This is a genomic window from Bacillus cereus group sp. N6, from assembly GCF_016483705.1.
GTDB classification, from domain to species: Bacteria; Bacillota; Bacilli; order Bacillales; family Bacillaceae_G; genus Bacillus_A; species Bacillus_A wiedmannii.
On sequence record NZ_JAEHBI010000005.1, the window covers coordinates 75,776 to 102,555 of the forward strand.

The window sequence follows — 26,780 nt, forward strand, 5'->3', positions numbered from 1 at the left end:
TACTACTGTTAGTACCTAGTCATAAAAATGGATGGTGCGGTATGAAAAAAAGAAGAAGTAAAAAAGAAAGACAACAATTATTACAACAAACAATAGAAACGAATCCTTTTATTACGGATGAAGATTTAGCAGAAAAATTTCAAGTGAGTATACAAACCGTACGTCTTGACCGTATGGAATTATCTATTCCTGAATTAAGAGAAAGAATTAAACATGTAGCTACAAAGCAACATGAAGAAGATGTGAAATCTTTACCGTTAGAAGAGGTTGTCGGAGAAATTATCGATATAGAATTAGATAGACATGCGATTTCTATCTTTGAAGTGAAGGTAGAACACGTATTTAAAAGAAATCAGATTGCCCGTGGGCATCATTTGTTTGCACAAGCAAACTCACTAGCTGTTGCGGTTATTGATGAAGAATTAGCTTTAACTGCAAAGTCTACCATTCGATACATTCGTCCTGTAAAATTAGGAGAGCGTGTTGTTGCAAAAGCGCGCGTTGAAGATGTAGAGAATGATAAAGGACGGACCGTTGTCAAAGTGCGTAGCTTTGTTGGAGAAGAACTTGTTTTTACAGGCACTTTTGAAATGTATCGATCTAGTAATTATAGTGAGGAAGGTAACAACTTATGAAAATCGCAATAGATGCAATGGGCGGCGATCATGCTCCAAAGGCTGTCGTATTAGGAGCAATGAAAGCTATTAAGGAATATTCTGATTTACATATTACGTTAGTAGGGAAAGAAGAGGAAATTCGTCAATACTTAACGAGTGAAGAACGAATTACTATACTTCATACAGATGAAAAAATCGAATCGACAGATGAACCAGTAAGAGCGGTTCGACGAAAAAAACAAGCCTCAATGGTACTAGCAGCGCAGCAAGTGAAAGACGGCGTAGCGGATGCTTGTATATCAGCTGGTAGTACAGGAGCTTTAATGGCGGCTGGATTATTCGTTGTAGGTCGTATGGAAGGAATTGAGCGACCAGCTTTATCCCCTACAATGCCAACGGTTGATGGAGAAGGTTTTGTTATGTTAGATGTTGGAGCGAACGTTGATGCAAAACCAATTCATTTATATCAATATGCAGTAATGGGATCTGTATACGCTGAGAAAGTAAGAGGAATTAAAAATCCTCGCGTTGGACTTTTGAACGTTGGAACAGAGGATGGCAAAGGGAACGAGCTTTCAAAACAAGTCTTTGCAATGCTTAAGGATGCCCCAATTAATTTCGTTGGGAACGTTGAATCAAGAGATTTATTGCAAGGTGTAGCAGATGTTGTTGTATGTGATGGTTTTACAGGGAATGTAGCGCTAAAATCATTAGAAGGAACAGCACTTGCGTTATTTTCTATGTTAAAAGAGCAGTTAATGAGTTCGCTTACGAGCAAATTAGCAGCAGCGGTATTAAAGCCAAAACTTATGGTATTAAAAGATAAAATGGATTATTCGGAGTATGGAGGAGCGGCATTATTTGGATTGAAAGCTCCAGTCATTAAGGCTCACGGTTCTTCCAATGACCAATCAATATTTAGTGCGATTCGTCAAACGAGAGAAATGGTAGCGAAAGAAGTTATTCCTACTATTTCAAGCGTAATGGAGAAAGAGCCACTCCAATAAGAGGAGGATTTGAAATGGGAAAACTAGCATTTCTTTTTCCGGGCCAAGGTTCACAGGCAGTTGGAATGGGTAAACAGTTAGCGGAGAATAATAAAGAGGTTGCAAATGTGTTTGCGAAAGCAGATGAGGTGTTGCAAGATTCACTTTCAGAAGTGATTTTTGAAGGGCCGCAGGAAAAGCTTACGTTAACGACAAATGCACAGCCTGCCTTATTAACAACGAGTTTTGCTATTTTGACAGCTTTGAAAGAGTATGATATTACACCAGACTTTGTTGCAGGGCATAGTTTAGGTGAATATAGCGCTCTTGTAGCAGCGGGTGCAATAACTTTTGAAGACGCTGTATATGCTGTAAGAAAACGTGGGGAATATATGGAAGAAGCTGTTCCTGGTGGAGAAGGTGCAATGGCGGCTATTTTAGGTGCTGATCCACATATGCTGAAACAAGTTACAGAAGAAGTAACAAGTGAAGGATATGCAGTGCAAATCGCTAATATGAATAGTACGAAGCAAATTGTGATTTCTGGAACAAAGCAAGGAGTTGAGATTGCTTCTCAAAGAGCGAAAGAAAATGGTGCAAAGAGAGCAATTCCGCTTAAGGTAAGTGGACCGTTCCACTCTTCGCTTATGAAGCCAGCAGCGGAGAAGTTCCAAAGTGTCTTAAAAGAAATTACAATTCAAGATACGAATATTCCTGTTATCGCAAATGTAACAGCAGACGTTATTACAAGTGGTGCACTTATTCAAGAAAAGCTAATTGAACAGCTCTATTCGCCTGTCTTATGGTACCCGTCCATTGAAAACATGGTGAATCAAGGGGTAGATACATTTATTGAGATTGGACCTGGGAAAGTACTTGCTGGGCTTATGAAGTCAATTGATTCATCAGTGAAAGCATATGCGATATACGATGAAGAGACATTAAAAGATACCATTTCAAATTTGAGAGGAGAAAACTGATGTTAAAAGGGAAAGTAGCATTAGTAACTGGCGCTTCACGTGGAATTGGTCGTGCGATTGCGATTGATTTAGCGAAACAAGGGGCAAATGTTGTAGTAAATTATGCTGGTAATGAGCAAAAGGCGAATGAAGTAGTTGATGAAATAAAGAAATTAGGTTCGGATGCAATTGCAGTAAGAGCAGATGTTGCAAATGCTGAAGACGTTACAAATATGGTGAAACAAACTGTAGATACATTTGGACAAGTTGATATTCTTGTAAATAATGCAGGTGTAACAAAAGATAATTTATTAATGCGTATGAAAGAAGAAGAATGGGATACAGTTATTAATACAAACCTAAAAGGTGTATTCTTATGTACGAAGGCAGTATCTCGATACATGATGCGCCAGCGTCATGGACGTATTATTAATATCGCTTCTGTTGTTGGGGTGACAGGTAATCCAGGACAAGCAAACTATGTTGCTGCTAAAGCGGGTGTAATTGGATTAACAAAAACATCAGCAAAAGAATTAGCGAGCCGTAATATTACTGTAAATGCAATTGCTCCAGGTTTTATTGCGACTGATATGACGGATATATTAGATGAAAATATAAAAGCCGAAATGTTAAAGTTAATTCCTGCAGCTCAGTTTGGTGAAGCGCAAGATATCGCAAATACTGTAACGTTTTTTGCTTCTGATCAAAGCAAATATATTACAGGGCAAACGTTAAATGTTGATGGCGGAATGGTAATGTAATAAAAGAATTGATTTCAACTAGTTTTTTTGGCCAATATTTAATATAATATTTGAGGGGAGGTGAATGGAATGGCAGATGTTTTAGAGCGTGTAACAAAAATCATCGTTGATCGTTTAGGTGTAGAAGAAACTGAAGTAGTACCAGCTGCGAGCTTTAAAGAAGATTTAGGCGCAGACTCCCTAGATGTAGTAGAACTTGTAATGCAATTGGAAGATGAATTCGAAATGGAAATTTCTGATGAAGATGCTGAAAAGATTGCTACTGTTGGCGATGCTGTGACTTACATAGAGAGTCATCTATAATGCTTAAGTGAAGTCCCGTTTTTTTAGCGGGGCTTCTCGGCTTATATCTGGAGGGACTTATGCCGTACCGAAAACATAGAGAAAAAAAATACGAAACAAAATATCGTGAAGCGTTTAAAGTATTTCAAGAAGAGATAGGTATTACGTTTTCAGATGAAAAATTATTGATTCAAGCATTTACGCATTCATCGTATGTGAATGAGCATCGAAAAAAACCGCATGAAGACAATGAGCGTCTCGAATTCCTTGGAGATGCAGTATTGGAACTTACTGTGTCACAGTATCTGTTTCAAAAATATCCGACAATGAGCGAAGGAGAGTTAACGAAACTACGTGCAGCTATTGTATGTGAACCATCTCTTGTTCGTTTTGCAAACGAGTTGTCATTTGGTAGCCTTGTTTTATTAGGAAAAGGTGAGGAAATGACAGGTGGACGTGAACGACCAGCTTTATTAGCGGATGTCTTTGAAGCGTTTATTGGTGCCCTTTATCTTGATCAAGGGTTAGAAACAGTATGGGGCTTCTTAAAAGAAATTGTATACCCTAAAATTAATGAAGGTGCTTTTTCTCATGTGATGGATTATAAGAGTCAATTACAAGAGTTGATTCAGCGTGATGGTAGTGGCAATATTGAGTATCAAATTTTGCAGGAAAAAGGACCGGCCCACAATCGAGAATTTGTGTCACGTGTTACGTTAAATAACGTGGCTTTAGGTCTTGGTAGTGGCAAGTCGAAAAAAGAAGCAGAGCAACAAGCTGCTGCAGAAGCATTGAAAAAATTAAAAGAACAACTATAAGGAATCCCCCTTTGAATGAGGGGGATTCCTTATGCATAGAATGAAACTTTCTTTTTGTTTGTGAATAAAGGGAAGGGAAATCCGTATAATAGCTTGTTTTTGTATAGACAACAGTTATAACAACGGAGAATAGGAGGAAGGCCTTTCGTGTTTTTAAAAAGATTAGAAATAGCAGGGTTTAAGTCTTTTGCTGAGCGTGTATCTGTTGATTTTGTCCCAGGTGTAACTTCCGTAGTAGGACCTAATGGAAGTGGGAAAAGTAATATTACTGATGCGATTCGCTGGGTACTTGGTGAACAATCTGCAAAATCATTACGTGGTGCAAAGATGGAGGATATTATTTTTGCAGGCAGTGATACGAGAAGAGCAGTTAATGTTGCTGAAGTAACAATAACTTTAAATAATGAAGATCAACGTTTACCGATTGAATATAATGAGGTGTGTGTAACGCGTCGTGTATCTCGTTCTGGTGATAGTGATTTTTATATTAATAAACAATCATGTAGATTGAAAGATATTATCGATTTATTTATGGACTCTGGTATGGGAAGAGAAGCTTTTTCGATTATTAGCCAGGGGAAAGTTGAAGAGATTTTAAGTAGTAAATCAGAAGAACGTCGTGGTGTATTTGAAGAAGCTGCGGGAGTGCTGAAATACAAACTTCGTAAAAAGAAAGCTGAAGTGAAATTAGCAGACACACAAGAAAACTTAAATCGTGTACAAGATATCATTCACGAATTAAGTAGTCAAGTAGAACCTTTAGAAAGACAAGCTTCTATTGCGAAAGATTATCTCGAGAAAAAAGAAGAATTAGAGAAAGTAGAAGCGGCGCTTATTGTACATGAAATTGAAGAATTACATGAGAAATGGGAAGCGCTTCGAAATCAGTTTGGGCATAATAAAAACGAAGAAGCTAAAATGTCAACGCATTTACAAAAAGGTGAAGAAGAGCTTGAGGAATTACGAGGACAATTACAAGCAGTAGATGAGTCTGTAGATTCCTTACAAGAAGTGCTGCTTCTTTCTAGTAAAGAGCTAGAAAAGTTAGAAGGACAGCGTGAGTTATTAAAAGAGAGAAAACAAAATGCAACGACGCATTGTGCACAACTCGAACAGTTAATTGTTGAATTAACAGAGAAAGCTACAAGTTATGATGGTGAAATTGAATCCAGTACAGAAGTGTTGATGCAATTTGTAAATCAAGTAAAAGAGTTGGAGACGAAATTGCATGATAATGAGCTACTGCTTGCAACTTTTGCTGACAATTTAGAGGAACAAATTGAGAATTTAAAAGGTGACTATATTGAACTTTTAAATCAACAAGCTAGTCATCGTAATGAGTTATCTATGATTGAAGAACAATCTAAACAACAAAACTCAAAAAATGAACGCCTCGATGAAGAAAATGCGAAATATGTAGAAATACGCATGGAAATTACAGCGAAAAAGACGAAACTTGTGGAAAGTTATGAACAAGTAAAAGAAAAAGTAGCTGGTATCCTTTCGAATATACAAAAGACAGAAGCGGCACTTGGGAAATGCAAGACGCAGTATAGTGAAAATGAAACAAAACTGTATCAAGCGTATCAATTTGTACAACAGGCACGTTCTCGAAAAGAAATGCTAGAAGAGATGCAAGAGGATTACTCTGGTTTCTATCAAGGGGTACGTGAAGTATTAAAAGCTAGAGAAGATAGGTTGCAAGGTATCGAGGGTGCTGTTGCAGAACTGCTAACGGTACCGAAAGAATATGAAATTGCAATGGAAATTGCTCTAGGTGCAGCGATGCAGCATATTGTCGTACAAAAAGAAGAACATGCTCGTAATGCAATTACGTTTTTAAAACAAAATAAACATGGGCGAGCAACGTTTTTACCACAAGCTGTTATTAAAAGTAGATCGTTATCATTTGAACAATTACGTATTGTAAATCAACACCCATCGTTTGTAGGTGTGGCGGCAGAACTTGTGCAATATAACAATAAATATGAAAATGTAGTTTCAAATTTATTAGGTACTGTTATTGTTGCGAAAGATTTACGTGGGGCGAATGAGTTGGCGAAACAATTGCAATACCGTTATCGCATTGTAACAATCGAAGGTGATGTAGTGAACCCTGGTGGTTCTATGACTGGTGGAGCGGTAAAACAGGCGAAATCTTCTTTATTAGGACGTCAACGTGAGCTAGAAGAGTGGACGAACAAGTTAACTGATATGGAAGAAAAAACGACAAAGTTAGAAAACTTTGTTAAAGCAGTAAAGCAAGAGATTCAAGAAAAAGAAGTGAAAATACGGGAACTAAGGCAAAGTGTAGAAGCAGAGCGTGTAGATGAACAGAAATTAAGAGAAGAAATTAGTCGCTTAGAATTAGAAGAACATCGTATTAATGATCGTTTATCTATTTACGATTTAGAGATTGAAGGATTCTTACAAGATCAAGTGAAAATACAAGGACGTAAAGAAGAGCTAGAAAAGATTTTAGCAACGCTTCAAGCGGAGATTACGGAATTAGATAGCAAAATTGTCGCTTTAACAAAACAAAAAAGTGAGCAGCATTCTTCGAAGGAAAAAGTGCAAAAAGAAATGACTGAGTTAAAAGTGTTGGCGGCTGAAAAGCAACAACGCTTATCTAATCAAAAAGAAAAAGTTGAACGATTGACGAAGGAAAAAGAAGAAACGGATGCAACGCTTGTCAAAACGAAAGAGGATTTAGCATTCTTAAAACAAGAAATGACATCTAATTCAAGTGGTGAAGAACAGATTACGAATATGATTGAGAAGAAAGCATATGATCGTAATCAAACTTCAGAGTTAATTCGCTCTCGTCGTGAACAACGCGTATCGTTACAAGAGAGAGTAGAACATTTAGAACGTAATCTGAAAGAAACAACAGGTAAACATAAATACATTCTTGAGATGCTGAAAAATCAAGAAGTAAAAATAAACCGACTTGATGTAGAGTTAGAAAATAGATTACAACATTTACGTGAAACATATACGATTTCATTTGAAGCAGCAAAACTGAAGTATACAATGATGATGCCTGCAGAGGATGCACGTAAAAAGGTGAAACTAATTAAATTATCCATCGAAGAGCTAGGCACAGTGAACTTAGGGGCAATTGAAGAGTATGAGCGTGTAGCAGAGCGTCATACATTCTTACTAGAGCAAAAAGATGACCTAGAAGAAGCGAAAGCGACATTGCACCAACTTATTACCGAAATGGATGAAGAAATGAAAAAACGTTTTTCTACTACGTTTGAAGGAATTCGAATGGAGTTTCAATCGGTATTCTCTGAATTATTTGGAGGCGGTAGAGCGGATTTAGTCATGACGAATCCAGAGGACTTATTAAATACTGGTATTGATATTGTAGCGCAACCGCCAGGGAAGAAACTGCAAAACTTAGGTTTACTTTCTGGTGGGGAGCGTGCTTTAACAGCAATTGCGCTGTTATTCGGTATTTTAAAAGTGCGCCCAGTCCCATTCTGTGTATTAGATGAGGTAGAGGCGGCTCTTGATGAGGCGAATGTTGCCCGTTTTGCGCAGTATTTAAAGAGATTTAGTGATGAGACACAGTTTATTGTTATTACACATAGAAAAGGTACAATGGAAGAGTCTGACGTATTGTACGGTGTAACAATGCAAGAGTCAGGGGTATCTAAACTTGTTTCGGTTCGTTTGGATGATGGAGAAGAACTAGTTGCAAGTAATTAGGAAGGATGGGACAGTATGAGTTTTTTTAAAAAATTAAAAGAAAAAATTTCAAAACAAACAGATACGGTAACAGAGAAATTTAAACATGGATTAGAAAAAACGAGAAATTCGTTTGCAGATAAAGTAAATGATTTAGTTTATCGTTATCGTAAAGTAGATGAAGATTTCTTTGAGGAATTAGAAGAAATTTTAATTGGTGCAGATGTCGGAGTTTCGACGGTAATGGAATTAATTGATCAATTGAAAGAAGAAGTGCAACGTCGTAACATCCAAGATCCAAAAGAAGTACAAGCTGTTATTTCAGAAAAGTTAGTAGGAATTTACAAAGGCGACAGTGAGTTTAGTAACGAAATTAATATGCAAGAGGATCAATTAACAGTTGTTTTATTTGTCGGTGTTAACGGCGTAGGGAAAACGACGACGATTGGTAAACTAGCACATAAATTCAAATCAGAAGGTAAGTCTGTCCTATTGGCGGCAGGAGATACATTCCGCGCAGGAGCGATTGAACAATTAGAAGTATGGGGCGATCGCGTTGGTGTAGAAGTGATTAAACAAGGGTCAGGATCTGATCCAGCGGCGGTTATGTATGACGCTGTACAAGCCGCGAAAGCACGTAAAGTAGACGTATTACTATGTGACACAGCAGGACGCTTACAAAATAAAGTAAACTTAATGAAAGAGTTAGAGAAAGTGAAGCGTGTAATTGAGCGTGAAGTACCGGGGGCTCCTCACGAAGTATTACTTGTTATTGATGCAACAACAGGACAAAACGGTTTAAGTCAAGCGAAGACATTCCGTGAAGCAACGAATGTTACTGGTATTGTTTTAACGAAGTTAGATGGAACTGCTAAAGGTGGTATTGTATTAGCGATTCGTAACGAAATGGATGTACCGGTGAAATTCGTTGGATTAGGAGAGCAAATGGATGACTTGCAGCAGTTTGATCCAGAACAATATGTGTATGGTTTATTTGCGAACTTAGTAGAAACAGAAGAAGTGTAAGTGAAAGAAGCGGTATTTTCCGCTTCTTTTTCTATAAAAATATGTGATGTTAAGAAAAAAACTTGACACTCTTTTGTACTCCATGTAAACTAATTCATGTAAAGGGAAATCACTTAACAAAGGATGATCCAACATGCTCGAGAAAACAACGAGAATGAACTATTTATTTGATTTTTATCAATCGTTGTTAACGCAAAAACAAAGAAGTTATATGTCGCTTTATTATCTAGATGATTTATCTCTTGGTGAAATTGCGGAAGAATTTGATGTAAGTCGCCAAGCCGTGTATGATAACATTAAACGGACTGAAGCGATGCTTGAAGAATATGAAGATAAATTAGTATTACTTCAAAAGTTTCAAGAGCGACAGCGACTTGTTGCAAAGCTAAAACAGCTAATCAGCGAAGAAGAGCATGTGAATGAAGAAATGAAACAAGTTGTTGAAGCTATCGAAAAATTAGATTAGGAGGGCGGCAATATGGCATTTGAAGGATTAGCCGACCGACTTCAACAGACAATGCAAAAAATCCGCGGCAAAGGAAAAGTTTCTGAAGCCGATGTGAAAGAAATGATGAGAGAAGTTCGTCTAGCTCTTTTAGAAGCGGACGTTAACTTTAAAGTAGTAAAAGATTTTGTAAAGCGTGTGTCTGAACGTGCTGTCGGACAAGATGTAATGACAAGTTTGACACCTGGACAACAAGTAATTAAAGTCGTACAGGAAGAACTTACAGAACTTATGGGCGGAGAGCAAAGCAAAATTGCTGTTGCTAATAGGCCACCGACTGTTATAATGATGGTTGGTCTGCAAGGTGCGGGTAAAACAACGACGACAGGTAAGCTTGCGAATTTGCTTCGTAAAAAGCATAATCGTAAACCAATGCTTGTTGCAGCGGATATTTACCGTCCAGCAGCGATTAAACAGCTTGAAACATTAGGGAAGCAATTGGACATGCCTGTATTCTCTTTAGGAGATCAAGTAAGTCCTGTTGAAATTGCGAAACAAGCGATTGCAAAAGCAAAAGAAGATCATCATGATTATGTTTTAATTGATACAGCAGGTCGCCTGCATATTGATGAAGAACTAATGGATGAATTAGCGAAAGTGAAAGAAGTTGCGAAACCGGATGAAATTTTCCTTGTTGTCGATGCGATGACGGGACAAGACGCGGTAAATGTTGCACAAAGTTTCCATGAACAGTTAGGTTTAACAGGTGTTGTATTAACGAAATTAGATGGTGATACGCGCGGTGGTGCGGCATTATCTATTAAGGCGGTAACAAATACACCGATTAAATTTGCTGGTATGGGTGAAAAACTAGATGCGATTGAAGCGTTCCATCCAGAGCGTATGGCATCCCGTATTTTAGGGATGGGAGACGTCTTAACATTAATTGAAAAAGCGCAAGCTACAGTTGATGAAGAGAAAGCAAAAGAACTTGAGCAAAAAATGCGTACGCTTTCGTTTACGCTTGACGATTTCCTAGAACAACTTGGACAAGTGCGTCAACTTGGACCGCTTGATGAATTGTTAGGAATGCTTCCTGGTGCAAATAAAATTAAAGGGCTGAAAAATGCGCAAGTTGATGAAAAACAAATTGGGCATATTGAGGCAATTATTCGTTCTATGACTAAATTAGAGCGAGAACAACCGGAAATAATCAATGCTAGTCGCAAAAAGCGCATTGCCAAAGGTAGCGGTACAACGGTACAAGAAATCAATCGTTTAATCAAGCAATTTGATGATATGAAAAAGATGATGAAAACGATGACGGGAATGCAAAAAGGTAAGAAAAAAGGACTAGGTGGATTGAAGTTTCCATTCATGTAAGGAAAAAAGATGGCTCTGTTAAGAAAAAATACTTTACAAAGTAATAGTCTTTTTGCTAATATAATTATCTGTGTGAAATAAATTCGGAGGTGCTTTATAAATGGCAGTTAAAATTCGTTTAAAACGTATGGGAGCTAAAAAAACTCCTTTCTATCGTGTAGTTGTTGCAGATTCTCGTTCTCCTCGTGACGGACGTTTCATTGAGGAAATCGGTACTTACAATCCGGTTGCTCAACCAGCTGAAGTTAAGATCAACGAAGAAGCAGCATTAAAATGGTTAGGAAATGGTGCTAAACCATCTGATACAGTTCGTAACTTATTCTCTAACCAAGGTATCATGGAGAAATTCCACTTATCTAAACAAGGTAAGTAATTGAGGCAATGACTATGAAGAAGTTAGTCGAGACGATTGTCAAGCCTCTTGTCGATCATCCTGAAGATGTAAAAGTTACACAGGAACTTTACAACGGAGAGATAAAGTATCGATTAACTGTACATCCTGAGGATGTTGGAAAAGTCATTGGAAAGCAAGGGAAAGTTGCGAAAGCAATTCGAATGCTCTTGTATTCAGTGGGACATCATAATGATGAAAAAGTAACACTGGAAATTCAATAAACGTAAAAAGGGCGAGGAGTTATTTCCTCTCCCTTTTTTAACATTTAAAGAGAAGTTGCATGTTCCATATGTGAAATGGAGATGCTTAATTTATATAGAAACCAGGGGTGACATACTATTTATGACAAAATGGTTTAACGTAGGGAAAATTGTAAATACTCATGGCGTAAGAGGAGAAATACGTGTTATTTCTCGTACTGATTTTCCAGAAGAGCGATATAAAGTAGGAAACACGTTATACATAAGTAATGAGAAAAGTACAGACTACCTTCCAGTGAAAGTAACTTCTCATCGTCAACATAAGACATTTGATCTATTAACATTTGAAGGATACAACAATGTAGATGAAGCAGAGAAGTTTAAAGGTTCTTTAATAAAAGTACCAGAAGAGCAGTTAGGTGAACTAGCTGAAGGCGAATACTACTACCATGAAATTATTGGTTGCAGTGTTGTAACGGAAGAAGGAGAAGCGTTAGGAACAATAAAAGAAATTTTATCTCCTGGTGCAAATGATGTTTGGGTAATTAAACGTCCAAAAGGTCAAGATCTATTAATTCCTTATATTGATGATGTTGTACTTCAAGTTAACATTGAGAATAAATTAGTAACCATTCATGTAATGGAAGGGCTATTATAATGAAAATTGACATTTTAACATTGTTTCCAGATATGTTTACGGGTGTGTTTGGATCTTCAATTTTAAAGAAAGCGCAAGAAAAAGAAGCGGTAGAGCTTCGTGTTGTCAATTTCCGCGATTATACAACGAGTAAGCATAATAGCGTAGATGATTATCCGTATGGTGGTGGCGCTGGGATGGTATTAACCCCCCAGCCTATCTTTGATGCAGTGGAAGAGTTAACGAAGGAAACAGACCGTAAACCGAGAGTTGTCCTAATGTGTCCACAAGGAGAGCGTTTTACGCAGAAGAAGGCAGAAGAACTTGCTGAAGAAGAGCATGTTATTTTTGTGTGTGGTCATTATGAAGGGTACGATGAACGAATTCGTGAGCATCTCGTAACGGATGAAATTTCTATCGGTGACTACGTATTAACCGGCGGAGAGTTAGCCTCTATGGTTATTACGGATAGTGTCGTGCGTCTCCTCCCGGGAGTGCTAGGAAATCATGCTTCACAAGTCGAGGATTCGTTTAGTACAGGTTTATTAGAACATCCTCATTATACACGTCCAGCTGATTTTCGTGGTATGAAGGTACCGGATGTACTAATGTCAGGAAATCATAAAAATATTGATGAATGGCGACACAAAGAATCACTACGTCGTACGTACACGCGTAGACCGGATTTACTGGAAGAACGAAAATTATCTAAGCAAGAAGCGAAATGGCTAGAACAAATTAAAGAAGACAAGTAAGGGCTTGATATATTTTCTATTGCAACAGTCCTAGCAATATGCTATTATAACACTTGTGCTACTGAAATCAGTGGCCGTATTAACGATGTTCCGCTGTAATTTATTAAGACTTTATAAGAGCATCTGTTTAAAGGAGAGAATTTAATATGCAACAATTAATCGCAGAAATTACTCAAGGCCAATTAAAAACTGACCTTCCTTCATTCCGTCCTGGAGACACTTTACGTGTACACGTAAAAGTAGTTGAGGGAACTCGTGAAAGAATTCAGCTTTTCGAAGGTGTTGTAATTAAACGTCGTGGTGGCGGAATCAGTGAAACATTCACAGTTCGTAAGATTTCTTACGGTGTAGGTGTTGAGCGTACATTCCCAGTTCACACGCCAAGAATCGCGAAACTTGAAGTACTTCGTCGTGGTAAAGTACGTCGTGCTAAGTTATACTACTTACGTAACCTTCGCGGTAAAAAAGCACGTATTAAAGAAATTCGATAAGACATGTATGGGAGCTTGTAAATACACAAGCTCCCTTTTTCCAATCTATATAAAATTTTGATATAATACGAGCAGCTTACATAATCGTGGAGGGGAAATGCATGAAAAAAGAAAAGAGTTCACTTTGGGAATGGATCAAAGCAATTTTGATTGCTGTTGTATTAGCGGGTGTTATTAGACAGTTTTTCTTTGCTCCAATTCTCGTAGATGGAGTATCGATGGCGTCTACTTTACATGATCGCGATCGAATGATTGTCAATAAAATTGGTTATCACATAGGAGATCCGAAACGATTTGATATTATCGTATTCCGAGCAACGGAAGATAAAGATTATATTAAGCGCATTATCGGCCTGCCAGGCGATGAAATAGAGTATCGTAATGATAAACTATATGTTAACGGAAAGGCTTATGAGGAGCCGTATTTAGACAAGCAAAAAAAACAAATTGCTGACGGACCGCTTACATATGATTTTACTCTTGAAGAAATGACAGGGAAGAAAACTGTTCCAGAAGGTCAATTATTTGTTTTAGGCGATAATCGTCGTTTTAGTAAAGATAGCCGTTCGATTGGTACAATTGCAATGGACCAAGTGATTGGAAAAGCAAATATACTATATTGGCCGTTAAAAGATGCTCGTATTGTGAAATAAAAGAAAAAGAAGGTGGCAACATGGTAATTCAATGGTTCCCGGGACATATGGCAAAGGCTAGACGCCAAGTAACAGAAAAATTAAAGTTAATTGATGTTGTAATTGAGCTTGTAGATGCTCGATTACCTTTATCTTCTCGAAATCCAATGATCGATGAGATTATTACACATAAGCCGAGGCTTGTTGTTTTAAATAAAGCGGATATGGCGGATGATCGTTTAACAAAGCAGTGGATTGCATATTTTAAAGAAAAAGGCCAAATGGCAATTTCAATTAACGCACAAGCTGGACAAGGTATGAAGGAAATTGCAGCGGCTTGTAAAGTGTTGGTGAAAGAAAAATTTGATAAAATGGTTGCAAAAGGTATTAGACCGAGAGCAATTCGTGCATTAATTGTAGGTATACCGAATGTTGGTAAATCTACGTTAATTAATAAGTTGGCGAAGAAAAATATTGCTAAAACAGGAGATCGTCCTGGTGTAACAACAGCTCAACAATGGATTAAAGTTGGGAAGGAAATGGAACTGTTAGATACACCGGGTATTTTATGGCCTAAATTTGAAGATCAATTAGTGGGTCTTCGTTTAGCGACAACAGGCGCAATTAAAGATTCAATTTTAAATTTACAAGATGTTGCTGTTTACGCTTTACGTTTTATGGAAAAACATTATCCAGAACGTTTGAAAGATCGATATAATTTAAATGAAATTCCAGAAGATATTGTGGAGTTATTCGATGCAATTGGAAAAAATAGAGGCTGTTTAATGGGCGGCGGAATGATTGATTATGATAAAACATCTGAGCTTATACTTCGTGAGCTTCGTGGTGGGAAACTTGGGAAAATGACGTTTGAAACACCAGAAGAGTTTGCGGAGCAAGTAGAAGGTGTTGAAAAAGTAGAAGAAGTATAAGACGTGCGTTTGTACGTCTTTTCTTTTTTGTATATAAAAGGAGTGTGCGTGAATGCAAAAAGTGACTATTCAAGAAGCGGAACATTTACTGCAAAAAATTATGAGTGAAGAGGACGACCGCTTTCAAATATTAATGAAAGATGAGCGAAAAGGGGTACAAAAGCTCATTTTGAAGTGGCATAAACAAAAAGAGTTAGCGCAGAAAGAAAAAGAAAAGTTTTTCGAAATGTCCAAGTATGAGATTGCATTACGTGAAAAAGGGCTCACATTTATTGCAGGTATAGATGAAGTAGGGCGTGGGCCGCTAGCTGGGCCTGTCGTGACGGCAGCTGTTGTCCTTCCGGAAGATTTTTATATTCCAGGGTTAAATGACTCGAAAAAGCTGAGTGAGGCGAAGCGAGAGCGTTTTTATGATGAAATTAAAGCACAAGCAATTGCAATTGGAGTTGGAATTGTATCACCACAAGTTATTGATGAGATAAATATTTATCAAGCGACGAAACAAGCGATGTTAGATGCTGTTGCGAATTTATCTTGTGCACCAGAACATTTATTAATTGATGCGATGAAACTTCCTACACCAATTCCGCAAACATCCATTATTAAAGGTGATGCGAAAAGTATTTCTATTTCAGCTGCATCCATTATTGCGAAAGTAACGAGAGATCGTATGATGAAAGAGCTTGGAGAAAAGTATCCTGCATATGGATTTGAACAACATATGGGATATGGCACAAAACAACATTTAGAAGCGATTGAAGCGCATGGAGTATTAGAAGAACATCGCAAATCGTTTGCACCAATTAAAGATACGATTCATAAATAAGCTGCGAATATGCAGCTTATTTTTTATTTTGGTATATGAACATTATTATTTTTAAAAAAGAATAAAGCGATTTCAGTTTTCTGACACTTTATTGTAGACAGCGTGCCAATCATCTTATACAATGGCAATGTAATGTTTTTTAAACATTTAAAAACTTTTCGAGTAAAACAGGAAAACAGGGGAGGATGGGACCATGAATATCCATGAGTACCAAGGTAAGGCAGTCCTTAAAAGCTATGGGGTTAGCGTTCCGAACGGGAAGGTTGCATTTACAGTAGAAGAAGCTGTAGAAGCAGCGAAAGAATTAGGAACGGATGTATGTGTAGTAAAAGCACAAATTCACGCTGGTGGACGCGGCAAAGCTGGCGGAGTAAAAGTTGCAAAAAATTTAGATGAAGTTCGTACATATGCAGAGAGCATTTTAGGAACTACACTTGTGACACATCAAACAGGTCCTGAAGGTAAGGAAGTAAAACGCTTACTTATCGAAGAAGGTTGCGATATTAAAAAAGAATATTATGTTGGTCTAGTTTTAGATCGTGCAACTTCTCAAGTTGTTTTAATGGCATCTGAAGAAGGTGGAACAGAAATTGAAGAAGTAGCAGAGCAAACACCTGAAAAGATCTTTAAAGAATATATTGATCCAGCAGTAGGCTTACAAGGCTTCCAAGCGCGCCGAATCGCGTTTAACATCAATATTCCAAAAGAGCTTGTAGGACAAGCTGTGAAGTTTATGATGGGCTTATACCGTGCGTTTATCGAAAAAGATTGCTCTATCGCGGAGATCAATCCACTTGTTACAACAGGTGACGGTAAAGTTATGGCATTAGATGCGAAATTAAACTTTGATTCTAATGCTTTATATCGCAATAAAGACATTTTAGAACTTCGTGATCTTGATGAAGAAGATTCAAAAGAAATTGAAGCTTCTAAATATGACCTAAACTACATTCCTTTAGATGGAAATATCGGTTGTATGGTTAATGGTGCAGGTTTAGCGATGGCTACAATGGATATCATTAAACATTACCATGGCGATCCAGCTAACTTCTTAGATGTTGGTGGCGGTGCAACAGCTGAAAAAGTTACAGAAGCATTCAAAATTATCCTTTCTGACAAAAATGTAAAAGGTATCTTCGTTAACATTTTTGGTGGCATTATGAAGTGTGATGTTATCGCAGAAGGTGTTATTGAAGCGACGAAACAAGTAGGTCTTGAATTGCCTTTAGTTGTACGTCTTGAAGGTACAAACGTAGAGTTAGGTAAGAAAATTTTAAATGAGTCTGGCTTAAATATTGTTGCAGCAGAATCTATGGCAGACGGTGCACAAAAAATTGTTTCACTAGTGGGCTAATAGAAAGCGGGGGAGAAAAATGAGCGTATTAGTTAATAAAGATACAAAAGTTATTGTTCAAGGTATTACAGGTTCTCAAGGTTTATTCCACACAAAACAAATGATTGAATACGGTACGAAAATTGTCGGTGGTGTAACGCCAGGTAAAGGTGGCACTGATATTGAAGGTGTACCAGTATTTGATACTGTAGAAGATGCAGTGAAAGCAACAGGCGCAAACGCTTCAGTTGTATACGTTCCACCCGCTTTTGCGGCTGATGCAATTATGGAAGCAGTTGATGCAGAAATCGATTTAGTAGTATGTATTACTGAAGGTATTCCTGTATTAGATATGGTAAATGTAAAGAGATATATGGCAGGTAAACATACACGTTTACTTGGACCAAACTGTCCTGGTGTTATTACGCCTGATGAATGTAAAATTGGTATTATGCCAGGGTACATTCATAAAAAAGGCCATGTAGGTATCGTATCTCGCTCTGGTACATTAACGTATGAGGCTGTACATCAGTTAACACAAGAAGGTATTGGCCAATCTACTGCTGTAGGTATCGGCGGGGACCCAGTTAACGGTACGGACTTTATAGATGCGTTAAAAGCATTTAATGAAGATGAAGAAACACATGCTGTAATTATGATTGGTGAAATTGGTGGTACAGCGGAAGAAGAGGCGGCTGAATGGGTGAAAGCTAATATGACAAAACCTGTTGTAGGCTTCATTGGTGGCCAAACAGCGCCTGCTGGCAAACGTATGGGCCATGCTGGTGCAATCATTTCTGGTGGTAAAGGAACTGCTGCAGAAAAGATTAAAACGATGGAAGCTTGTGGTATTAAAGTAGCGGAAACTCCAGCGGTTATGGGCGAAACGCTAATCTCTGTCTTAAAAGAAAAAGGGCTATTTGAGACTTGTAAAAACTACTAATCTGTTGAAAGACACCTTCTTGCTTGAAGGTGTCTTTTTACGCAATTCTTGTTTACATAATAAAAATTATGGGTAAGGAGAATTAAGATGAAAAGAGAACGATTATTACATCTTCATTATTTTTTAGCAGATCATTGGAAGGCGATGGAAAGACTACTATATGTCGATCCTGAATTGAAGGGAATATACACTTTTAATACGAAACAAATGGAATACTACACTGGAATATCCTCGAAAAAATCTTCAGAATTAGTAAATTTTCTTCAAAGTTCAAATCTCTCGCAATATATATCTTATTTAGAGAAAAATCGAATTTTTTATATGAGTATATGGGATGAAGATTATCCACAATTATTACGTGAAATACAAGATCCCCCATTTGTATTATATGGAAAAGGAGAGAAGTATTTTCTCAATAAATCGAATAAATTGGCGGTTATTGGAACGAGAGAACCGACTTTATATGGACATGAGAGTTTAAAATTTATTTTACACCCATTATTAGAAAGGGAATGGCTTATTGTCAGTGGGTTTGCAAGAGGGATAGATACAATGTCTCATGAAATTACAGTAAGACGGCATTGCCCGACTATTGCAATACTAGGACATGGATTATCGTATATGTATCCAAAAGAGAATAGACATTTATATGAAACGTGGAATGAATATATATTGTTATTAACAGAGTATCCGCCGCACTATGCACCGAAAAAATGGTATTTTCCAAAAAGGAACCGGATTATTAGTGGTATAAGTAAGGGTGTTTTAGTTGTAGAAGCGAAATCAAGAAGTGGAACACTTATTACTGCGGACCTTGCTTTAGAGCAAAATAGAGAGGTATTTGCACTTCCTGGACCTATATTTATAGATAGTGCATCAGGAACGAATCATCTGATTCAACAAGGAGCAAAACTAGTAAGAAATGCAGAAGATATCTTGGAAGAAGTTTTAAATTAACTTTATATTTTTATGTTTTTATTAAACAATTATTGACAAATGGTAGATAGGCACTGTATGGTATATTCATTCTTGATTGACAAAAACAAGAGAAATCAATAAGATTGATGAAGACTTGAATCCACCTCTTAAGGAGGCACTAGCATGTCAGATTACCTCGTAATCGTGGAGTCGCCTTCTAAGGCGAAGACCATTGAGAAATATTTAGGGAAAAAATACAAAGTTGTCGCGTCTATGGGACACGTTCGCGATTTACCTAAAAGCCAAATGGGGATAGAAGTAAAGAACAACTTCACCCCGAAGTATATTACCATTCGTGGTAAAGGTCCCGTCTTAAAAGATTTAAAATCAGCGGCCAAAAAAGCAAAGAAAGTCTATCTCGCGGCCGATCCAGACCGCGAAGGGGAAGCGATTGCTTGGCATTTAGCCAATACGTTAAATGTGGACGTTGAATCAGATTGCCGAGTTGTGTTTAATGAGATTACAAAAGATGCAATAAAAGAATCATTTAAACATCCTCGTGCGATTAATATGGATTTAGTAGATGCACAGCAAGCAAGGCGTATACTAGATCGTCTTGTTGGTTACAATATTAGTCCTTTATTATGGAAGAAAGTAAAAAAAGGATTAAGTGCAGGACGCGTACAATCTGTAGCAGTTCGTTTAATTATCGAACGTGAAAAAGAAATTCAAATCTTTGAGCCTGAAGAATTCTGGACAATTAAGACAGAATTTGTGAAAGGGAAAGACACATTTGAAGCAAGTTTTTACGGTGTAGATGGTGAAAAAGTTCAATTAACGAATGAAACGCAAGTGAATGAAATAATTGAACAGATGAAAGATAATGCGTTTTCAGTTGAAAATGTAACGCGAAAAGAGCGAAAACGTAATCCTGCATTACCGTTTACAACATCTTCCTTGCAACAAGAGGCAGCTCGTAAGTTAAACATGCGAGCAAAGAAAACAATGATGCTCGCGCAGCAATTGTATGAAGGGATAGATCTTGGAAAGCAAGGGACTGTAGGTCTTATTACGTATATGAGAACTGACTCAACACGTATCTCAGAAACAGCTCAAACAGAGGCGCGTACTTACATTACCGAGGCGTTTGGTGCGGAATACATAGGGACAGAAAAGAAGAAAGAAACGAAAAAGTCGAACGCGCAAGATGCGCATGAGGCAATTCGTCCTACTTCGGTAATGAGAAGGCCAGAGGAACTAAAGAGTTTCTTAAGTCGTGATCAACTTCGGTTGTATAAACTGATTTGGGAGCGATTTGTTGCAAGTCAAATGGCGTCTGCTATAATGGATACTGTGACAGCTAGACTCATTAATAACAATGTTCAGTTCCGTGCAAGTGGATCGGTTGTAAAGTTTCCAGGATTTATGAAAGTGTATGTAGAGTCGAAAGATGACGGGGCTGAAGAAAAGGATAAAATGTTGCCACCTTTAGAAGTAGGGGAAACGGTATTTTCGAAGGATTTAGAACCGAAGCAACACTTTACACAACCTCCGCCGCGCTATACAGAGGCTCGTCTAGTAAGAACACTTGAAGAGCTTGGAATTGGAAGACCGTCGACTTACGTACCGACACTTGAAACGATTCAAAAACGTGGATACGTAGGTTTGGATAATAAACGCTTCGTTCCAACTGAACTTGGTGAAATAGTAATTGAACTTATTTTAGAGTTTTTCCCAGAAATTATTAACATTGAATTTACTGCTAACATGGAGCAAAGTCTTGATGAAGTAGAAGAAGGAAATGCGAATTGGGTAAAAATTGTTGATGATTTCTACGTAGGCTTTGAACCGCGTTTAGAAAAAGCAGAAAAAGAAATGCGTGAAGTGGAAATTAAAGATGAACCAGCTGGGGAAGACTGTGAATTGTGTGATCACCCAATGGTCTTTAAAATGGGTAAATACGGGAAATTTATGGCTTGTTCGAATTTCCCAGATTGTCGTAATACAAAACCGATTGTGAAAGAAATCGGTGTTACTTGTCCGAAGTGTGATAAAGGTCAAATTATTGAACGCCGTAGTAATAAAAAGAAACGTCTTTTCTATGGATGCGGTACGTATCCAGAGTGTGACTTTGTATCTTGGGATAAACCAATTGGTCGTAAATGTCCGAAGTGCGAAGGCATGCTTGTAGAGAAGAAGTTGAAAAAAGGCGTGCAAGTACAATGTATTTCGTGTGATTATGAAGAAGAACAACAAATGTGAGCGTAACTGCTCACATTTTTTTCGGGAAGAAAAGGAAAGGTGATAAATATGACAACACAAGTAGTAAACGTCATTGGCGCAGGTCTTGCAGGAAGTGAAGCAGCTTACCAAATTGCAAAACGTGGTGTCCAAGTGAAATTATATGAAATGAGACCAGTAAGGCAAACGCCAGCTCATCACACAGATAAATTTGCAGAGTTAGTATGCAGTAACTCGCTTCGCGCAAACACATTAACAAACGCTGTTGGTGTTATTAAAGAAGAAATGCGTTTAATGGACTCTGTTATTATTCGTGCAGCTGATGAGTGCTCTGTACCAGCAGGAGGAGCTTTAGCTGTAGATCGTCATGAATTTGCGGCAAAGGTAACAGAGTATGTGAAAAACCATCCGAACGTAACTGTGATGAATGAAGAAATTACTGAAATTCCAGAAGGGCCTACTGTTATCGCGACAGGTCCACTTACGTCTCCTGATCTTGCTGCACAATTAAAAGAATTAACAGGTGAAGATTATTTTTATTTCTATGATGCTGCAGCACCGATTGTTGAGAAAGATAGCATTGATATGAATAAAGTATATTTAAAGTCTCGTTACGATAAAGGGGAAGCTGCATATTTAAACTGCCCAATGACGGAAGAGGAATTTGACCGTTTTTACGAGGCATTAATTGCTGCTGAAACAGTACCTTTAAAAGAATTTGAAAAAGAAATTTTCTTTGAAGGTTGTATGCCGGTAGAAGTTATGGCAAGTAGAGGAAGACAGACGCTAGTATTTGGACCGATGAAACCTGTTGGATTAGAAGATCCGAAAACAGGAAAAACGCCATATGCTGTTGTTCAGTTACGTCAAGATGATGCAGCAGGAACGTTATACAATATCGTAGGTTTCCAAACGCATTTAAAGTGGGGACCACAAAAAGAAGTGTTACAGTTGATTCCAGGACTGGAAAATGCAGAGATTGTACGTTATGGTGTAATGCATCGTAATACGTTTATTAATTCACCTAACTTGCTTCGTCCAACATATCAATATAAACAACGTGATGATTTATTCTTCGCTGGCCAAATGACTGGAGTAGAGGGATATGTTGAATCGGCGGCATCAGGATTACTAGCGGGTATTAACGCTGCTCGACTTGTGAAAGGTGAAGAGCCGGTTGTATTACCGCCTGTAACTGCAATGGGAAGTATGGCGAATTATATTACTGCGACAAACGCGAAAAACTTCCAGCCAATGAATGCAAACTTCGGTTTGTTTGCACCGTTAGAGAAGAAAATTAAGAGGAAAGCAGAACGAAATGAAGCATATGCAACACGCGCTTTAGAAACAATTCAAAATTTTGTAAATATTTAGTTAAATTTCTTGCAAAGGCTACTAAGTTGTGATACGATTTAGTAGCCTTTATTGAGGTGAATTGTGTGAATGTGAAGAAATTGTTACAATTATTCGTTGGATATTTACAAATTGAAAGAAATTATTCAAAATATACAATTGCAAGTTATCAAAATGATTTAGAACATTTTGTGCAATTTATGGAGCGAGAAGGCATATCCTCTTTTTTAGATGTTACATACGCGGATGTTCGTTTGTACTTAACGACGTTGCACGATGAAAAGTTAGCCCGTAAATCTGTCGCAAGAAAAGTATCAAGCTTACGAAGTTTATATCGTTTTTTGATGCGTGAAGGTTATCGGAAAGATAATCCGTTTGCACTTGCGTCACTCCCCAAAAAAGAATTGTCAATCCCAAAGTTTTTATATGCTGAAGAATTAGAGGAATTATTTGAAGTTGCTGATACGGAAACACCGCTAGGTCAAAGGAATCAAGCTTTATTAGAGTTGATGTATGCGACTGGAATCCGTGTGAGTGAATGTGTCAATTTACAACTTACCGATATTGACTTCGCGGTGGGAACAATTTTAGTAATGGGAAAAGGAAAAAAACAAAGGTATATTCCGTTCGGAAGCTATGCGCAAGATGCTTTAATTACTTATATAGAGAACGGGAGAAAACAGTTGGCTCACAAAACTGAAGAACACTCTCATATGGTATTTTTAAATGCGAAAGGCACGCCGCTAACAAGTCGAGGGGTACGCTATGTATTAAACGAACTCATTAAGAAGGCTTCACTGACAATGCGGATAAGTCCCCATATGTTAAGGCATACATTTGCTACACATATGTTAGATGAAGGGGCAGATTTACGTACTGTACAGGAGCTACTCGGTCATGAGAATTTGTCGACGACACAAATTTATACGCATGTCTCTAAAGAAAGATTGCGTTCGGTCTACATGAAGCATCACCCGCGGGCATAAATTGCTTTTAAAGCTATAAAAACATATAAAGGAGTTTTTTCTATGGGAAATTTCCACGCTACAACGATATTTGCAGTTCATCATAATGGAGAATGTGCAATGGCTGGAGATGGTCAGGTGACAATGGGAAATGCAGTTGTAATGAAACATACAGCTCGTAAAGTCCGTAAACTTTTCCAAGGGAAAGTTTTAGCTGGCTTTGCAGGTTCCGTTGCTGACGCATTTACTCTTTTTGAAATGTTTGAAGGGAAATTAGAAGAGTACAATGGGAACTTGCAGCGTGCTGCAGTTGAGATGGCAAAACAATGGCGTGGCGACAAAATGTTACGTCAGCTAGAAGCGATGCTCATTGTCATGGATAAAACAACTATGCTTCTTGTTTCAGGTACAGGAGAAGTGATTGAACCAGATGATGGGATTTTAGCGATTGGATCTGGTGGGAATTATGCGCTTTCTGCAGGTCGTGCTTTAAAGCAATATGCAAGTGAACATTTAACAGCGAAGCAAATTGCGAAAGCGAGTTTAGACATTGCTGGCGATATTTGTGTTTATACAAACCACAATATAATTGTGGAAGAATTGTAGAATCGTAAGGGAGGCATTTTATATGCATTTACATTTTACTCCGCGTCAAATTGTGGAAAAATTAGATCAATACATTATCGGTCAAAAAGATGCGAAGAAAGCGGTTGCTGTAGCTTTAAGAAATCGATATCGTCGAAGTAAATTAGCTGAAAATCTACGTGATGAAATTGCGCCTAAAAATATTTTAATGATTGGACCGACAGGTGTTGGTAAAACAGAGGTAGCACGACGAATGGCGAAACTCGTTGGAGCACCTTTTATTAAGGTTGAAGCTACCAAATTTACAGAAGTTGGATATGTAGGTAGAGATGTAGAATCGATGGTACGTGACCTTGTGGAAACGTCAGTTCGTATCGTGAAAGAAGAAATGGTAATTAAAGTACAAGACAAAGCAGAAGAACAAGCGAACCAACGTCTTGTTGAAATTTTAGTGCCGAGTCCGGAGAAACAATCTGGATTTAAAAACCCATTAGAAATGCTATTTGGCGGTGCTCAAAATTCGAATCAAACATCTGATGCACAGGAAGATGGTGAAATCGAAAAGAAACGTCAAGATGTGGAAAGAAAGCTTGCTGCAGGACTTCTTGAAGATGAAATTGTATCGATTGAAGTGACTGAGCAACAGTCTTCCATGTTCGATATGTTACAAGGAACTGGTATGGAACAAATGGGAATGAATTTCCAGGATGCATTAGGAAGTTTTATGCCGAAAAAAACAAAAAAACGTAAACTTTCTGTGAAAGAAGCAAGAAAACTCTTGACAAATGAGGAAGCACAGCGCTTAATTGATATGGATGAAGTTACACAAGAGGCTGTTTATCGTGCTGAACAGCTCGGGATTATTTTTATCGATGAAATTGACAAAATTGCTGGTAAGCAGTCGAATAGCGTAGATGTATCACGTGAAGGTGTGCAACGTGACATTTTACCAATTGTAGAAGGATCGAATGTTGCGACAAAATACGGATCAGTAAAAACGGATTATATTTTATTCGTTGCAGCTGGAGCGTTTCATATGTCTAAACCGTCGGATTTAATTCCGGAACTGCAAGGGAGATTTCCGATTCGAGTAGAATTAACAAAATTATCGACAGATGATTTTGTTAAAATATTAATCGAGCCTGACAATGCGTTAATTAAACAATATATGGCTTTATTAGCGACTGAAGGTATAGAAATTGAATTTTCAGACGAAGCTATTCGTAAGATTGCTGAGATTGCTTATCAAGTTAATCAGGATACAGATAATATTGGAGCAAGAAGACTTCATACGATTATGGAGAAACTCCTTGAAGATTTATCGTTTGAAGCATCTGAAATTACGTTAGAGAAAATAACGATAACACCTCAATACGTTGAGGAGAAATTAGCAACGATTGCTAAAAATAAAGATGTGAGCCAGTTTATTTTGTAATAGTGTCATCAGGTGACTCGCCCTAGTTTCCAAGTGATGAAAAAATATGTAAGTAACATGTAGGAGGAACTTTTGAAATGGAATTATTAGCAAAAACAAGAAAATTAAATGCGTTATTACAGAGCGCAGCAGGAAAGCCTGTAAACTTTAGAGAAATGTCTGACACAATGTGTGAAGTAATTGAAGCGAACGTATTCGTAGTAAGTCGTCGTGGTAAATTACTAGGTTATGCAATTCACCAACAAATTGAGAATGAGCGTATGAAACAAATGCTTGCAGAGCGTCAATTCCCGGAAGAGTACACGCAAAGCTTATTCAACATTACAGAAACGTCTTCAAACTTAGATGTAAACAGTGCTTACACAGCATTCCCAGTAGAAAATAGAGAATTATTCGGTCAAGGTTTAACTACAATCGTACCAATCGTTGGTGGTGGTGAGCGTCTAGGCACATTAGTGTTAGCTCGTCTTGGTCAAGAGTTCTTAGACGATGATTTAATCCTTGCTGAATACAGTTCAACTGTAGTAGGTATGGAAATCTTACGTGAAAAAGCAGAAGAAATCGAAGAGGAAGCACGTAGTAAAGCTGTTGTTCAAATGGCGATTAGCTCATTATCTTACAGTGAGTTAGAAGCAATCGAGCATATCTTCGAAGAATTAAATGGAACAGAAGGTTTACTTGTTGCAAGTAAAATTGCTGATCGCGTAGGAATTACTCGCTCTGTAATCGTAAATGCACTACGTAAATTAGAAAGTGCTGGTGTTATTGAGTCTCGCTCTTTAGGTATGAAAGGAACATACATTAAAGTGCTAAACGACAAGTTTCTACAGGAACTTGCTAAATTAAAAACAAACTAATTTATAAAACTCTCCTCGTTTTTTGAGGAGAGTTTTTTGTGTGTAAAAGATTAATGGTGTCTGTAAAAAGCGTCATAATCGTGTTCTTTGGAAAAGCTATGAGTTGAATTTCACTTTTTTGCTTAAAAGAAATGCAGGTTGGTAATACTAGAATTCGAGTGTGAACAAAGAAAGTTTTACATTGTTCGCATTTTCGACTTGATTGTAATATTTCAGTATGATATAGTAAGCAGTGGTGTCAGTACAAAGTACACACGTTTGCTGATTTAAGTGTTGGTGCTACGTTTGTAGTTTCGCTTAGAGATGAAGT

Annotated in this window: 27 protein-coding genes; all 27 read left to right on the forward strand. The window is 37.7% G+C overall.

Annotated features, from left to right (window positions below):
- The first annotated feature begins 41 nt into the window (after positions 1-41).
- Complete coding sequence (gene fapR, locus JDS99_RS06305; protein WP_048546022.1) at positions 42-635, forward strand: transcription factor FapR; 594 nt, start codon at positions 42-44, stop codon at positions 633-635.
- Positions 632-1,624, forward strand: coding sequence for a phosphate acyltransferase PlsX (gene plsX / locus JDS99_RS06310; RefSeq protein ID WP_199694788.1), 993 nt, complete (start codon positions 632-634; stop codon positions 1,622-1,624). The genes fapR and plsX overlap by 4 nt, the downstream gene beginning before the upstream one ends.
- Positions 1,625-1,638: 14 nt before the next feature.
- Positions 1,639-2,583, forward strand: a complete 945-nt coding sequence (gene fabD, locus JDS99_RS06315; RefSeq protein ID WP_048546019.1) for an ACP S-malonyltransferase — start codon at positions 1,639-1,641, stop codon at positions 2,581-2,583.
- On the forward strand, positions 2,583-3,323 hold the full coding sequence (gene fabG, locus JDS99_RS06320) for a 3-oxoacyl-[acyl-carrier-protein] reductase (protein ID WP_000911777.1): 741 nt from the start codon (positions 2,583-2,585) through the stop codon (positions 3,321-3,323). Before fabD ends, fabG begins: the two co-directional genes overlap by 1 nt.
- Positions 3,324-3,392: 69 nt before the next feature.
- Entirely contained in the window at positions 3,393-3,626 is a 234-nt protein-coding gene (gene acpP / locus JDS99_RS06325; protein WP_000786062.1) for an acyl carrier protein, read from the forward strand.
- A 59-nt stretch (positions 3,627-3,685) separates the two neighbouring features.
- Positions 3,686-4,423, forward strand: coding sequence for a ribonuclease III (gene rncS / locus JDS99_RS06330; protein ID WP_001146867.1), 738 nt, complete (start codon positions 3,686-3,688; stop codon positions 4,421-4,423).
- Positions 4,424-4,570: 147 nt separating this feature from the next.
- Positions 4,571-8,140 carry a chromosome segregation protein SMC gene (gene smc / locus JDS99_RS06335; RefSeq protein ID WP_000478993.1) on the forward strand — a complete coding sequence of 1,190 codons (3,570 nt, stop codon included), beginning with the start codon at positions 4,571-4,573 and terminating at the stop codon, positions 8,138-8,140.
- Positions 8,141-8,155: 15 nt separating this feature from the next.
- Positions 8,156-9,145 carry a signal recognition particle-docking protein FtsY gene (ftsY, locus tag JDS99_RS06340; protein ID WP_000007644.1) on the forward strand — a complete coding sequence of 330 codons (990 nt, stop codon included), beginning with the start codon at positions 8,156-8,158 and terminating at the stop codon, positions 9,143-9,145.
- A gap of 133 nt (positions 9,146-9,278) precedes the next feature.
- Positions 9,279-9,611: a putative DNA-binding protein gene (locus tag JDS99_RS06345; RefSeq protein WP_000891061.1), complete on the forward strand. Its 333-nt coding sequence runs from the start codon at positions 9,279-9,281 to the stop codon at positions 9,609-9,611.
- Between the two features lie 12 nt (positions 9,612-9,623).
- Positions 9,624-10,973, forward strand: a complete 1,350-nt coding sequence (ffh, locus tag JDS99_RS06350; RefSeq protein WP_000863466.1) for a signal recognition particle protein — start codon at positions 9,624-9,626, stop codon at positions 10,971-10,973.
- 100 nt (positions 10,974-11,073) lie between these two features.
- The gene (gene rpsP / locus JDS99_RS06355; protein ID WP_000268750.1) at positions 11,074-11,346 is read left to right on the forward strand and encodes a 30S ribosomal protein S16; all 273 of its coding nucleotides are present in this window, start codon (positions 11,074-11,076) and stop codon (positions 11,344-11,346) included.
- 14 nt (positions 11,347-11,360) lie between these two features.
- The gene (locus JDS99_RS06360; RefSeq protein WP_000737397.1) at positions 11,361-11,588 is read left to right on the forward strand and encodes a KH domain-containing protein; all 228 of its coding nucleotides are present in this window, start codon (positions 11,361-11,363) and stop codon (positions 11,586-11,588) included.
- Positions 11,589-11,709: 121 nt separating this feature from the next.
- Positions 11,710-12,225, forward strand: a complete 516-nt coding sequence (rimM, locus tag JDS99_RS06365) for a ribosome maturation factor RimM (RefSeq protein WP_000170282.1) — start codon at positions 11,710-11,712, stop codon at positions 12,223-12,225.
- Entirely contained in the window at positions 12,225-12,959 is a 735-nt protein-coding gene (gene trmD, locus JDS99_RS06370; RefSeq protein ID WP_097889673.1) for a tRNA (guanosine(37)-N1)-methyltransferase TrmD, read from the forward strand. Before rimM ends, trmD begins: the two co-directional genes overlap by 1 nt.
- A gap of 146 nt (positions 12,960-13,105) precedes the next feature.
- Complete coding sequence (gene rplS / locus JDS99_RS06375; RefSeq protein WP_001186518.1) at positions 13,106-13,450, forward strand: 50S ribosomal protein L19; 345 nt, start codon at positions 13,106-13,108, stop codon at positions 13,448-13,450.
- 101 nt (positions 13,451-13,551) lie between these two features.
- Positions 13,552-14,103 (forward strand): signal peptidase I, encoded by a 552-nt coding sequence (gene lepB, locus JDS99_RS06380; RefSeq protein WP_087981660.1) that lies wholly within the window; start codon positions 13,552-13,554, stop codon positions 14,101-14,103.
- Positions 14,104-14,123: 20 nt separating this feature from the next.
- A complete protein-coding gene (gene ylqF / locus JDS99_RS06385) occupies positions 14,124-15,014 on the forward strand; it encodes a ribosome biogenesis GTPase YlqF (RefSeq protein WP_048546006.1) in 891 nt (296 codons plus the stop codon).
- A gap of 52 nt (positions 15,015-15,066) precedes the next feature.
- Positions 15,067-15,840 carry a ribonuclease HII gene (locus tag JDS99_RS06390; protein WP_088064287.1) on the forward strand — a complete coding sequence of 258 codons (774 nt, stop codon included), beginning with the start codon at positions 15,067-15,069 and terminating at the stop codon, positions 15,838-15,840.
- 193 nt (positions 15,841-16,033) lie between these two features.
- A complete protein-coding gene (gene sucC / locus JDS99_RS06395; protein ID WP_001020778.1) occupies positions 16,034-17,194 on the forward strand; it encodes an ADP-forming succinate--CoA ligase subunit beta in 1,161 nt (386 codons plus the stop codon).
- 19 nt (positions 17,195-17,213) lie between these two features.
- Positions 17,214-18,116 carry a succinate--CoA ligase subunit alpha gene (gene sucD, locus JDS99_RS06400; protein ID WP_000115178.1) on the forward strand — a complete coding sequence of 301 codons (903 nt, stop codon included), beginning with the start codon at positions 17,214-17,216 and terminating at the stop codon, positions 18,114-18,116.
- A gap of 87 nt (positions 18,117-18,203) precedes the next feature.
- Complete coding sequence (gene dprA / locus JDS99_RS06405) at positions 18,204-19,073, forward strand: DNA-processing protein DprA (protein ID WP_199694789.1); 870 nt, start codon at positions 18,204-18,206, stop codon at positions 19,071-19,073.
- A gap of 144 nt (positions 19,074-19,217) precedes the next feature.
- Positions 19,218-21,296 (forward strand): type I DNA topoisomerase, encoded by a 2,079-nt coding sequence (topA, locus tag JDS99_RS06410; RefSeq protein WP_001286953.1) that lies wholly within the window; start codon positions 19,218-19,220, stop codon positions 21,294-21,296.
- A gap of 48 nt (positions 21,297-21,344) precedes the next feature.
- Complete coding sequence (gene trmFO, locus JDS99_RS06415) at positions 21,345-22,649, forward strand: FADH(2)-oxidizing methylenetetrahydrofolate--tRNA-(uracil(54)-C(5))-methyltransferase TrmFO (protein WP_000211996.1); 1,305 nt, start codon at positions 21,345-21,347, stop codon at positions 22,647-22,649.
- Positions 22,650-22,714: 65 nt separating this feature from the next.
- Positions 22,715-23,614, forward strand: a complete 900-nt coding sequence (xerC, locus tag JDS99_RS06420; protein ID WP_001101235.1) for a tyrosine recombinase XerC — start codon at positions 22,715-22,717, stop codon at positions 23,612-23,614.
- A 42-nt stretch (positions 23,615-23,656) separates the two neighbouring features.
- Complete coding sequence (gene hslV, locus JDS99_RS06425; RefSeq protein ID WP_000526271.1) at positions 23,657-24,199, forward strand: ATP-dependent protease proteolytic subunit HslV; 543 nt, start codon at positions 23,657-23,659, stop codon at positions 24,197-24,199.
- 22 nt (positions 24,200-24,221) lie between these two features.
- Positions 24,222-25,613: an ATP-dependent protease ATPase subunit HslU gene (gene hslU / locus JDS99_RS06430; protein ID WP_060488429.1), complete on the forward strand. Its 1,392-nt coding sequence runs from the start codon at positions 24,222-24,224 to the stop codon at positions 25,611-25,613.
- Positions 25,614-25,690: 77 nt separating this feature from the next.
- Positions 25,691-26,470, forward strand: a complete 780-nt coding sequence (gene codY / locus JDS99_RS06435) for a GTP-sensing pleiotropic transcriptional regulator CodY (protein ID WP_000421290.1) — start codon at positions 25,691-25,693, stop codon at positions 26,468-26,470.
- The last annotated feature ends 310 nt before the right edge of the window (positions 26,471-26,780 follow it).